The 12367-nt window shown below is 66.9% G+C and carries 8 protein-coding genes; 1 reads left to right on the top strand and 7 read right to left on the bottom strand.

Annotated elements, in window-relative coordinates:
- Positions 1 to 107: 107 nt before the first annotated feature.
- Positions 108 to 2261, top strand: a complete 2154-nt coding sequence (locus CAFEA_RS07235) for an acyltransferase family protein (RefSeq protein ID WP_063938758.1) — start codon at positions 108 to 110, stop codon at positions 2259 to 2261.
- Positions 2262 to 2586: 325 nt separating this feature from the next.
- Here the strand turns inward: CAFEA_RS07235 and ffh are convergent, their stop codons facing one another.
- The 7 genes from ffh to CAFEA_RS07270 all read right to left on the bottom strand — a co-directional run bounded on the left by ffh (position 2587) and on the right by CAFEA_RS07270 (position 12349).
- Complete coding sequence (gene ffh / locus CAFEA_RS07240) at positions 2587 to 4218, bottom strand: signal recognition particle protein (protein ID WP_063938847.1); 1632 nt, start codon at positions 4216 to 4218, stop codon at positions 2587 to 2589.
- A 121-nt stretch (positions 4219 to 4339) separates the two neighbouring features.
- The gene (gene ftsY, locus CAFEA_RS07245) at positions 4340 to 5983 is read right to left on the bottom strand and encodes a signal recognition particle-docking protein FtsY (RefSeq protein WP_063938759.1); all 1644 of its coding nucleotides are present in this window, start codon (positions 5981 to 5983) and stop codon (positions 4340 to 4342) included.
- A gap of 28 nt (positions 5984 to 6011) precedes the next feature.
- The gene (smc, locus tag CAFEA_RS07250; protein WP_063938760.1) at positions 6012 to 9467 is read right to left on the bottom strand and encodes a chromosome segregation protein SMC; all 3456 of its coding nucleotides are present in this window, start codon (positions 9465 to 9467) and stop codon (positions 6012 to 6014) included.
- 24 nt (positions 9468 to 9491) lie between these two features.
- A complete protein-coding gene (locus CAFEA_RS07255; protein ID WP_063938761.1) occupies positions 9492 to 9977 on the bottom strand; it encodes a CAP domain-containing protein in 486 nt (161 codons plus the stop codon).
- Positions 9974 to 10258: an acylphosphatase gene (locus CAFEA_RS07260; RefSeq protein ID WP_063938762.1), complete on the bottom strand. Its 285-nt coding sequence runs from the start codon at positions 10256 to 10258 to the stop codon at positions 9974 to 9976. The genes CAFEA_RS07255 and CAFEA_RS07260 overlap by 4 nt, the downstream gene beginning before the upstream one ends.
- A 22-nt stretch (positions 10259 to 10280) precedes the next feature.
- The gene (locus tag CAFEA_RS07265) at positions 10281 to 11789 is read right to left on the bottom strand and encodes an alanine/glycine:cation symporter family protein (protein WP_063938763.1); all 1509 of its coding nucleotides are present in this window, start codon (positions 11787 to 11789) and stop codon (positions 10281 to 10283) included.
- A 53-nt stretch (positions 11790 to 11842) separates the two neighbouring features.
- Positions 11843 to 12349 (bottom strand): flavin reductase family protein, encoded by a 507-nt coding sequence (locus CAFEA_RS07270; protein ID WP_063938764.1) that lies wholly within the window; start codon positions 12347 to 12349, stop codon positions 11843 to 11845.
- Between the last annotated feature and the right edge of the window lie 18 nt (positions 12350 to 12367).

A 12367-nucleotide genomic window follows, 5' to 3' on the forward strand; every position in this document is an offset into this window, starting at 1 on the left:
TCCCGCGCGTTGGGGGCGGTATTGTCCTTAACCGCTTGTGACGATACTCGGCGACGATAGACGGCACAGCGCAGCAAGGCACACGACAAGACGGGTTGGAGAAACGGTTGAGTACGACGGCAGGGCACCCACCACAGCCGACGAAAGGCTCCACCGCATACCGCGTCGACCTGGACGGGCTGCGCGGGTTCGCCATCGCGCTCGTGGTGCTCTTCCACGTGTTTGTCGGCCGCGTCTCCGGCGGCGTGGATGTTTTCCTGCTGCTATCCGGCTACTTCTTCCTCGGCGGGCAGCTGCGCTACGCGCTGCGCCCCAACCCGAACCTGAACCCGTGGTGGCCGTTGTGGCGCACCATCCGCAGGTTGGTGCCAGCGCTCGCGCTGGTGGTGGTCGTGGTCGTCGGCCTTGTTATGGCGTTCACCCCGGAGCTGATGGGCGTGGAGCTTTCCCGCCAGGTCACCGCGTCGATGCTGTACTTCCAAAACTGGGAGCTGATGGCGCAGAACGCGGATTACGCCGCAGCCAGCCAGGAGACCTCTCCCCTGCAGCACCTGTGGTCCATGTCGGTGCAGGGACAGTTCTATGTCTTCGGCATTCTCCTGGGCTGGATCATCGCCGTGGCCGTGACCAAGCTGCGGGCGAAGCCTGAACACGCCCGCCGCGCCGCCATTGCACTGCTTGCGGTGATCACCGTGGCGTCGTTCGCCTGGGCCTCCCGCTTCGGGCTGGAAGGCACCGGCGAGAACTACTACTCCACGTTCTCCCGCGCGTGGGAGCTCTCCCTCGGCGCGCTGCTCGCTTTCGTGCCGGCGCATCGGTTCCTGCCGCAGGCCACCGCGTGGCTGACCGCACTCTTGGGCGTAGCACTCATTGCCGTCACGGGCGTTATCGTGCCCACCTCGCTGGCCTTCCCCGGGCCCGTCGCCCTGATCCCGCTCACCGGCGCGGCGTTGGTGATTCTCTCCGGCAACGCCAACGGCGTGTCCAAGGTGCTCGCCTCCGCCCCAATGACCTGGCTGGGCAGCGTCGCCTACTCGCTGTACCTGTGGCACTGGCCGCTGTTGATCATCGTCACCGTCATCGGCGGCTACGCCACCCCGCCGGCCTGGCTGGGCGGACTGGTCATCCTGGTGTCGCTATGCCTGGCCCACGTCACCCACACGCTGGTAGAGGACCCGCTGCGCCAGCACCGCCCGCGCCCGCGTGGTAACGACGACCCGGTGGCGGCCGCGAGGGCGTCGCTACGCACCTTGCCCGGCGTCGCGCGTGCGGTGGGAGGCGTACTGGCCGCAGCGCTGTTCGCCGTCGCGCTGGCCGTGCAGCCGTACTGGGACAAGCGGGTGGACAGCGCAGAAAAAGCGCTCGACCCGGTGAACTACCCCGGTGCCCGCGCCATCCAGGGCGCACAGGTGCCGGATGTCAAGCCGCAGCCGGACCCGAGCCTCATCGCCGGCGTGTTCCCGCCCATCGGTCTCAACGACTGCATGATTTTCCTCCCAGAAGCCCCCGACGCCATGCCCGGCCCCGACTGCACCTACGGCGACCTGGAGGCGGATACCACGATCGTGCTCGCTGGCGGCTCCCACATCGAGCCGTTCATCGTCCCCCTGGACAAACTGGGCAAGGAACACCATTTCAAGGTCGCCACCTTCGTGCGCCAGGAGTGCCCGCTGGTGGTCGGCGGCCCGCTGAACCCCGCCAACGACATCGTCTCCCCCGAGTGCGCCGAGTGGGGCGAAAACGCGATGCAGGAGATCATCAACCTGCAGCCCGACCTGCTCGTTTCCACCTCCACCCGCCCCGCGGGCCACGCCGGCGACGGCCGCGTCTCCGCCGACTACGTGCCCGACGCCTACGCCAACCTCTGGCAGCGGCTTGCCGAGCTAGGCATCCCGTTCGTTGGCCTGCGCGACAACCCGTGGATGTTCACCCCCACCGGCGAGCCCATGGACCCGAACCTCTGCGTCGTCGCGGGCCACTCCGAACACGCCTGCTCCATGGCCGCGGACATGGTCTACGCCCCCAAGGACCCGGCGGCGTATTTCCTCGACGGCGGCTACGCCCAGTGGGAGATCGACACCGCCGGTTGGTACTGCGTTGACGGCCTTTGCCCGCCGCAGATCGGCAACGTGTACATCTACCGCGACCAGAACCACATCTCCAACGCCTACGCCGAGTCCCTGACCCCGGTGTTGTGGGAGCGTCTCGCGCCGATCTTCGAGGAGCTTTCGCTTCTCGACGCCCCTCCGGCCGCCCCGTAGCCCCCCCCCCCGTTGGCGGCTCCGTAGGCTGCCCCCGCTCGGCCCACCCACCGGCCGCCGCTTCCCCCGCCTGCTGACCGCCCCATTCCGTGGAACCAGCTAGTAGGAGCTCGATATTCGCCATTTTTCGCCGGGTAGCTGGGCCCTACTAGCTGGATCCGCGCCGACGACCTTGCCGGAATGCCTCCCCGGCCCGCCCTACAGAACCAGAGCGAGAAACCCCTAGTACGGCCGAAAACTGGCCATACTAGGGGTCCTCCGCTCGGGGTCTGCGGGGAGAGTGCCGCCGGTTGGCCCGCCTAAACAGACCGCACCACGCCGCCGACTAGAAAAACTTGCCCTTCTGCATGCGCTTCATCGCCTCGTTGAAGTCGAGGTTGTTCAGGTCCATGCCCTGCATGCCCGCCGGCAGCTGCTCCTGGAGCTTCTCCAGCTCCTTCGGGTCCGGCATCCCACCGGGCATCCCCGGCATGCCGCCACCCATGCCCGGCATGCCCGGCATCTTGGGCATGCCGCCTCCGCGCTTCGGTGGCTTACGCTTGCCGTTTTTACCCTTGCGGCCCTTCGGCTTCTTCTTCGTGGCGGAGCGGCCGCCGCCCATGCCAGGCATGCCCGGCATGCCGAACTGGCTGGCCATCTGCCCCATCATCTTCTTAGCCTCGAAGAAGCGGTCGACGAGCTGGTTGACGTCGGAGACTTTGACGCCGGAGCCGTTGGCGATGCGCTTGCGTCGAGAGGCATTGAGGATCTTCGGGTCCTGACGCTCCTCGGGTGTCATGCCGCGGATGATGGCCTGGATGCGGTCGAGTTGCTTCTCGTCGACCATGTCGGCCATCTGGTTCATCTGCTTGCCGCCCGGCATCATCTTCAGCAGGTTGCCAATCGGCCCCATGCGGCGGATCATCAGCAGCTGGTCCAGGAAGTCCTCCAGGGTCAGCTCGCCGGAGGTGAGCTTGTTGGCGGCGGCCTCGGCGTCCTGCTCGTTGTAGGTCGCCTCGGCCTGCTCGATAAGCGAGAGCAAATCGCCCATGCCGAGTATTCGGCTGGACATGCGCTCCGGGTGGAAGACGTCGAAGTCCTCGAGCTTCTCGCCGGTGGAGGCGTACAGGATCGGCTTGCCGGTGACTTCGCGGATGGACAGGGCTGCACCGCCGCGGGCGTCGCCGTCCAGCTTGGTCAGCACCACGCCGGTGAAGTCCACGCCCTGTGCGAACGCCTCGGCGGTTTTCACCGCGTCCTGGCCGATCATCGCGTCGATGACGAAGAGGACCTCGTCGGGGTTAACGGCGTCGCGGATGTTGCGCGCCTGGGTCATCAGCGTCTCGTCGATGCCGAGGCGGCCGGCGGTATCGATGATGACCACGTCGTTCTTCTGCTGCTTGGCGTGCTCGATGCCCTGCTGCGCCACCGCAACCGGGTCGCCGTGGGAGGTGCCCATCTCGTGCTCGTAGGAATCCAGGGAAGTGCCCGGGTCCGGGGCGAAGGTGGGCACGCCGGCGCGCTCGCCGACGATCTGCAGCTGCTGCACCGCGCCCGGGCGCTGCAGGTCGCAGGCCACCAGCATCGGGGTGTGGCCCTGCTTGGCCAGGTGGTTGGCCAGCTTGCCGGCCAGCGTGGTCTTACCGGCACCCTGCAGACCGGCGAGCATGATCACGGTCGGCGGGTTTTTCGCCATGTTGAGCCGACGCGTTTCGCCGCCGAGGATGTTGGTCAGCTCCTCGTCGACGATCTTGATCACCTGCTGCGCAGGGTTCAGCGCCGCGGACACATCTGCGCCTAGCGCACGCTCCTTGACGCGCTTGATAAACGCACGCACGACTGTGAGCGAGACGTCCGCCTCAAGCAGGGCGAGACGGATCTCGCGCGCGGTGGCGTTGATGTCTGCCTCGGTGAGCTTGCCCTTGCCGCGCAGGCCGCCGAGGGCTGATTGGAGGCGGTCGGACAGTGACTCGAACACGGTGTGCACGCTCCCTTGTGCTGCTAGCGGAAAATAATCCCCACAAGACTAGCGCGCGCCCCGGGCGATGGGCACATCGCTGTGTCATCGCCGGGGCGCGTGCGCGTCGATAGGCAAATGCTTAGCCGAGCAACGCGTCGACGAAGCTTTCCACCTCAAACGGCGCAAGATCGTCTGCGCCCTCGCCGAGGCCGACGAGCTTGACGGGCACACCGAGCTCCTCTTGCACCTGGAAGACGATGCCGCCCTTGGCGGTGCCGTCGAGTTTGGTCAGCACCACGCCGGTAATGTCCACGACCTCGCGGAACACGCGCGCCTGCATGATGCCGTTTTGGCCGACGGTGGCATCCAGCACCAGCAGGACCTCGTCGACGTTGCTCTTCTTTTCCACCACGCGCTTGACCTTGCCCAGCTGGTCCATCAGGCCTGTTGAGGTGTGCAGGCGACCAGCGGTGTCCACGAGCACGACGTCCGTGCCCTCGGCGACACCGGTGGCCACCGCGTCGAAGGCGACGGATGCCGGGTCCGCGCCCTCCTTGCCGCGCACGGTGGAGGCGCCGACGCGCTTGCCCCAGGTCTCCAGCTGGTCGGCCGCGGCCGCGCGGAAGGTATCCGCCGCGCCGAGCACCACGGAGTGGCCCATGGACACCAGCACGCGAGCGAGCTTGCCGGTGGTGGTGGTCTTGCCGGTGCCGTTGACGCCGACAACCAGGATCACGGCGGGTTTACCGTCGTTCGGCATGGCCTTAATCGAGCGGTCCATCTCAGGGCGCGCGGCCTCGATGAGCGTCTCTCGCAGCATCGCGCGGGCCTGATCCTCGGTCTCCACGCCGCGCTCTGCGATCTTCTCGCGCAGCGAGTCGGTGACCTTCATGGTCAGCTCAGCGCCGAGGTCCGCCATGATCAGTGTGTCCTCGACTTCCTCCCAGGCGTCCTCGTCGAGGTCGCCAGCGGTGAGGATGCCCAAAAGGCCCTGCCCGATCGCGTTCTGGGAGCGCGACAGGCGCCCACGCAGCTTGCCCATGCGGCCGGCGGCCGGCGCGATGTCGTCCAGCGGCTCCTCGGTCGGCGCCTCAACCACCACGGCGTCATCGGAGACCTCCGCGCCCTCCTGGCGCGCCTCGCCCACGCTCTCCTGCGCCGCTGCCGCAGCCGCCGCGGCCTCCTCGGCCTCAGCAGTCTGCTTATCGACGGGCTCCGCTTCGACCTCGTCAACCCGCTCCACGGGCTCAGCGGGTTCGACGGGCTGCTCCGGCTCTACTGGCTCGACCGGTTCGACGGGCTGCTCCGGCTCGACCGGTTCGACCGGCTGCTCCTCGGCGACTGGCTCCTCTACCGCCGGCTCTTCTACCGCCGGTTCCGTCGGAGTCTGCTCAACGGTTTCGGTGGGCACCTGCGGTTCGTCGTCACGCGAAATTGCGCGTTCGACAACGGTCTCTTCTTCTTCCTGCTTCGGTGGAACAAAGGCCGCGGCCGCTTCCGGCTTCGGCTGCGACTGGACCGCAGGCTTGTCGCGGCGGACCGGCTCCGGCTGCTTCGGCTGCGCGTCCGCTTGCGCAAAGTTGAAGCCGCCCTTGGCCTGGTAGTTGCCCGACTTCTCCTGCTGGGTCAGCTCCTTGGGCTCTTCGACCTCGTCAAAGGAGATGGTCTTCGATTCCCTGCGCTTCTTCCCGGCGACAATAACGCCGATGAGGATCAGCGCAATGACGATGACTGCGAGGACAATCCAAAACGCAGTGCTGTTGACTAAAGCATTGAGATCCATGCGCTCTAGTGTGCCAGCACCGCCGACATCACGCGGGCGCGGCCCCGGCGGGCTGCATACGCTGCGAAAGCACGCGGGTGACACCGTCACCGCGCATGGTCACGCCGTACAGTACGTTCGCGACGTCCATGGTGGGCTTCTGGTGGGTGATCACGATGAGCTGGGAATCCTGCCGCAGCTCCTCGAGCAGGGCGATGAGGCGGCGGAGGTTGACGTCGTCAAGTGCCGCCTCGACCTCGTCGAGCACGTAGAAGGGGCTGGGGCGCGCGCGGAAGATGGCCACCAGGAACGCGAGCGCGGTCAGGGACTTTTCACCGCCGGAAAGCAAGGACAGGCGCTTGACTCGCTTGCCCGGCGGGCGGGCCTCGATCTCGATGCCAGTGGTGAGCATGTCGTCCGGCTCGGTGAGCACGAGGCGCGCCTCGCCGCCCGGGAACAGGGTCTGGAACACACGCGGAAACTCCGCCTCGACGTCCGCCCAGGCGTCGGTGAACAGCTGCAGGATCTGCGCGTCCACATCCTCGATCACGCCGGTGAGGTCCTTGCGGGCCTGGATCACGTCGTCGAGCTGCGTGCTCAAAAACGTATAGCGCTCCTCCAGTGCCTTGAACTCCTCCAGCGCCAGCGGGTTGACCTTGCCCAGGGCGCGCAGGTCCTTCTCCGCCTGTTTGAGACGCTTCTGCTCGGCATCGCGGTCGAAGTCCTCGCCCGGGGTGTAGTCCGCGAGCAGGTCGGACACCGCGATGCCCAACGACGCGGTGATGTTGGACTCCGCCTCGTCTATGCGCACCTGCGCCTGCGAGCGCGCGATGTCGGACTGGTGCGCGTTGTCCGTCAGCCGCGCGAGTTGCTGGCGGGTGGCGCCCACCTGTTGACGCGCCTGCTGCACCTTGCCCTGCAGGGAGTTGAGCTGCGCGTTCAGCTCGTCGCGCTGGGCGGTGGCGCGGGCGAGCGCGTCTTCGATGCGGGCTGCCAAGTCGCGCGCATGCTTCTCGACGGCACCGGCCAGCTCCCCTTCCGCCCTCCGGCGAGCCATCGCCGCTTCATGGCGGGCCTTCGCCTGCCGCTCCTGCTCCGCCTGCCGGCGAAGCGCGTCGCCCTTGCCAGTCTCGGCTTCCGCACGCTGCTGCGCGGTGCGGGAGGCGAGCGTTGCCTCCATCTCCAAGGACTTGGCGTGGTTGAGTGCGTTTCTGGCCTGGTCGCGCTGCTCCGTCGACGGCTCCTCCGGCGACTCGGCGACGTCCGTGTCCACGCGGGTGAGGCGGTCGCGCGTCTCCTCCAACTCGGCCTTGCGCTGCGCCAAGCGCGCGTCCGCCTCGTTCGCACGCGCCGCGGCGCGCTCGTGCTCGGACTTGTTCACCTCGGCCTGCTTGACCAGGCGCGCGAGGTCGCGGCGCCAGGATTCCACTTCGGTGTCGTGCTCGCGCAGCGCCGCCTTGGCGGACGCGGCGCTCACGCGGGCCTCGTCGGCGGCGACGGTCGCGCCTTCCAGGGTGCCGGCGAGCTCCTCGAGAAGCTGCTGTGCCTCGGCCAATTCGGACTTCGCTGCCTCGATGCGGGCGGAGACCTCCACCGTGGAGGTCTGCCCCGTGCCGGCGGCGACCCAGCCTTCGCCCACGAGCACGCCTGCAGGCGTGACAGCCCGCAGGCGTGGATCCTGCTCTACCACGCTGCGCGCGGCGGCGAGATCGTCCGCCACCACCACGTCCGCGAGCAGGCGCGTGACCGGGCCGGTCACGGAGGGGTCAAGTGTGATGTGGTCGAGCAGCCAGTCCACCTCGCCGTCGGTGTCCAGGCGCCACGACGAACCGCCGCGCGCGTCCACCACCACGGTCCGCGCGGCCGACTCCAGCGCGCCGACCGCGTCGTCGGAGACTTCACCCGCCAGTGCCTCGGCGTGCTCACCGAGCGCGGCGGCAAGCGCGCGGTCCAGCCCAGGCTCCACGGTGACTAAGCCCGCAAGTGCCTTGAACCCGGAGAGCACGTCTTCTGCCGATCGCTTCGGCGCCTGCTCCGCCAGCGTGTCAATGCGCGACTGCAGCGTGGCCACCGCACGCTCGTGCTCGCGCTGCTTCGCCCGCAGCTGGTCCAGGCGCTTGTCCGCGGCGTCGGACTCGGTGTGGGCACGGGCGAATGCGTCGTCGAGAGGCGAGCGCTCCGCTGCAAAGCCCGCGATGCGCTCCTCGACGGACGCGACCTCCGCATCGGCCTCACGCGCGCGTTGTTTCGTCTCCGCGAGCGTCTCCTCTAAGCGGCGGACCTCATCCTCGGCCGCCTCGACGGCCGCTGCCTGGGACTCCTCCTGCGCGATCAGACGCACGACACCCTCGCGGCGGTCCGCGATCGCGCGCACCTGCGCCATGTGCTCGCGCTCGGCTGCGTCGAAGGCTTCCTGACGCTCGGCGACTTCCTCGCGGATGGTCTCGAGCTTCTCCGCGGCCTCCTCGGCGGCTTCGAGAGCCTCGGCGTAGCGCTCGTCCGCAAGCTGCGCCCGCGCCTCCAGGTCCTCCGGATCCTGGCCCGCATAGGGCGCGAACGAATCGGAACTGCGGGCGCGTTCCGACGCGATGCGCTGGGTCGCGCTCACCCGCTCAGCCAGCGTGGACAGCGCAAACCACAGCTGCTGCGCCTCCTGGGCCTGCGGCTGCAGCTCCTGCTGACGCGCCTCCACAGCCTCCTGCTCCTCCACCGCGGTCTCCAACGTCGCGGTGACGGTCTCCACCTGCTCCGCCAGCATTTCAGCGGCGCGCTCGGCGTCTGCGTACTTCTCGCGCAGCCGCACCACCTGGTCTCCGGCGAGCTTGAGTTTCGCGTCGCGCAACTCCGCCTGCACCGCCGCGCCCCGCTTGGCGGCCTCCGCCTGGCGGGCCAGGGGTTTGAGCTGCTTGCCCAGCTCGTCGGTGAGGTCGGTCAGGCGATCCAGGTTCGCCTGCATGCCGGAAAGCTTGCGCTGCGCCTTCTCCTTGCGGCGGCGGTGTTTGAGCACACCCGCAGCCTCTTCGATGAACGCGCGGCGCTCCTCGGGTCGCGAGTCCAGGATCTCGGAGAGCTTGCCCTGGCCGACGATGATGTGCATCTCGCGGCCGATACCGGAATCGGACAGTAGCTCCTGGATGTCCATCAGGCGCGCCTTGGAGCCGTTGATCTCGTACTCCGAGGCACCGTCGCGGAACATGCGGCGGGTAATGGCCACATCTGTGTAGTCGATGGGCAGGCGCTTGTCCGTGTTGTCGAAGGTGAGGGTGACCTCCGCGCGCCCCAACGGTTTGCGAGCGCCCGCGCCAGCGAAGATGACGTCTTCCATCTTCCCGCCGCGCAGGTTTTTCGCGCCCTGCTCGCCCATCACCCACGCGAGCGCATCCACCACGTTTGATTTGCCGGAGCCGTTCGGCCCCACCACGGCGCAGATGCCGGGCTCGAATTTCATCGTCGTCGCCGACGCGAAAGACTTGAATCCTTTGAGCGTCAGCGATTTCAGGTGCATTTTGTGGATGTTACCGCGCGTTGGCTAGCGCGCCTGCATGACCACGATGTAACCCCAACCATGCCCCGCCACGTAGCCGTGGGCCGCACCGATGCCCACCGCACGAGCGTTGGACAGCATGTTGCGGTTGTGCCCCGGCGAGGTGCGCCACTGCTCAAACGCCGCCTCCGGGCTGTGCGAGTTGAAAGCGATGTTTTCGTATACGTTCGCGTCCGAGTGGCGAAAGCTGTTGGTGCGGCTGAGCTCCTCGGCCCACGCCTGTGCCTGCGCGTCCAACTGGCCGCTTCGCAGCCACGGCAGGCGGCCGTTTTGGATGCGGTAGAAATTGATGTTGCGGTAGGTCTTCGCCCGCGATGGTTCCGCCACATCCCACGGCCGAGCGGGATCGTACTGCCGGTTAGGCAGGCTGCTCATAGACGCGAAGCTGGAGGATAAGTCCTGCGCTTGCGCGGGTGCCGGGACCGCTGCAAGTGCCACTGCCGCAGCGGTTGCCGCAATTCGCTTCTTCATCGTTCCTCAAACCCTTCCGCACCCTTCGGCTCCCCAAATTGGGCCTGGACGTGCTCCACACTCCCCGGGCGATCGGCACTCGAAGGCTGTTCTTCAAGAAGAGCTTTTAGCTTTGCGACGTCACCTTCGGCCCCCTCCGCAACCACCTCTACCCTGCCGTCAGAGAGGTTCTTGGCGTAGCCGGTGAGCCCCAGCTCGAGTGCGCGGGAGCGGGTCCACCAGCGAAACCCGACCCCTTGGACGGTGCCGCGGACGTGGGCGGTCATGCGTGTTGTTGCCATGCCGCCCAAGCGTAGCGCCCGATTAACGCCCGCGGTTGTCGTCGCGAAGCACGATGCGGTCCTCTTCGCTGCGGCGCGTCACCGGGTCCGAGCCGTCCCAGAACTCCACGTTCTTCAGCTCCGGCAGCATCTCGCGGTGGAACACCGGGTCGATGCCCTTGCGGCGCTGGTCGTTGAAGTTCTTCAGCAGCTTCAGTACCACTCCGCCGAGCGGGATGATCGCGACGATGTTGAAGATGGCCAGCAGGCCGGCCATGGTGTCGCCGAGCGCCCACACCAGCGGAACAGAGCCGAACGCGCCGAAGATGACAAACCCGATGACAACAATGCGGAAGACGTTGAGCGCTGATTTGGATTCGGTGAGGTACTCCAGGTTGGTCTGCGCGAGGTAGTAGTTGCCAATCACGGAGGAAAACGCCAGGAAGAACAGAATGGCCGTGATGGCGTGGGCGCTCCAGTCGCCCAAGGAATCAGCCAGCGCGGATTGGGTCAAGGAGACACCCTGCACATCGTCCATGCCGTAGGACACGGCCGGGCCGAGCAGCACGATAAAGGCGGTGATGGTGCACACGAGCAGCGTGTCAAAGTACACGCCGAGGGTTTGCACCAAGCCCTGCTTGACCGGGTGGGACACGGTTGCAGATGCGGCTGCGTTCGGGGCGGAGCCCATGCCGGCCTCGTTGGAGAACAGACCACGGCGCATGCCTTGGGTAAACGCGAGCCATACCCCGGCGCCGGCGACTTCCTTCAAGCCCAACGCATGGGTGACAATCAGCTCGAACATGGCGGGGATCTCGCGCCAGTTCACAACGAGAACCACCACGCCCATGATGATGTAGGCGCCGGCCATAAACGGCACGATCACCTGCGTCCACGATGCAATACGCGTCACGCCACCGAAGATGACCAGCGCGGTCAGGATCGCCAGCACGCCAGCGACCGCGGATTTGACCAGCGCGGAGTCGTTGCCCACGGAGGTTTCAATCGCCGCGGTGATGGAGTTGGTCTGGATGGCGTTGTAGACAAAGCCGTAGGTCAGCGCCAAAAAGGCCGAGAACAGCACGGCCAGTGGCCTCCAGCCCAGACCGCGCGTCATGTAGTAGGCGGGCCCGCCGTGGTAATTGCCTTCCGCGTCCTTGGTCTTCCACAGCTGCGCCAGCGTGGACTCCACAAACGCGGTGGCACCGCCGAGCAGTGCAAGCAGCCACATCCAGAACACCGAACCCGGCCCGCCGATGGAGATCGCCAGCGCCACGCCGGCGATGTTGCCGGTGCCCACGCGCGAGGCGGCGGAGATGGTAAACGCCTTGAACGCGGATACGCCACCGTATTCTTCGTCGAGGTCGCGGCCCTCGCGGTCCTTGCCCTTGGGCGTCTCGGCGACGGCCTTGAGCATGTCTGGGATGAGGCGAATTTGCACGAACAGGGTGCGGAATCCGAAGTAGACGCCGGCGGCGATGAGGAACACCGGGACGATGTTCCACAGCACGCCGTTGAGCGAATCTTCGACGAAGGTGGTGGCTGTTTCCATGGCGGGCAGTGTATCCGCAGGTTGCCCACATCACACAACTAGAGGCTTTTGAGCTACCCCTCCACCACTGGGGTGCACACCTCGCCGGGTTCAATCGCGCCGTGGGTGCCAAACTCGCGCTGCCAGTACAGCAGCGGGCAGTTCGTGTTCACATCCGTGTTCTCTACGTTCACCAGCACAAGTACGTGGTCGCCCGCAGCAATCATCTGCGCCACACGCCCGGCTACCCACGTGTGGTTGCCGGCCAGCTGCGGCGCGCCGTCGGCCATCTGCCACTCCACCCCCGCGAAGCGGTCCACGCCTTTGGACGCGAAGCGCCGCGCCAGCATGTTCTGCTCGGTGGAGAGCACATTAATGCCTATCGACGCCCCTTCGGCCAACAACGCCAACAGCGACGACCTTTGATCCAGCGAGACCAGCACCATCGGCGGATCCAGCGATAGCGACATGAAGGCGCTGACGGTGGTGCCGTGCGGGTCTGTCGCAGAACCGGTGGTCACGATCGCCACCGCGGCAGCCAGCTGGCTCATTGCGTCTTTGAATGCTGACTGATCAACCATGTCGCACCACCGTACTCG

The sequence above is a fragment of the Corynebacterium afermentans subsp. afermentans genome (genome assembly GCF_030408355.1).
GTDB lineage: Bacteria > Actinomycetota > Actinomycetes > Mycobacteriales > Mycobacteriaceae > Corynebacterium > Corynebacterium afermentans.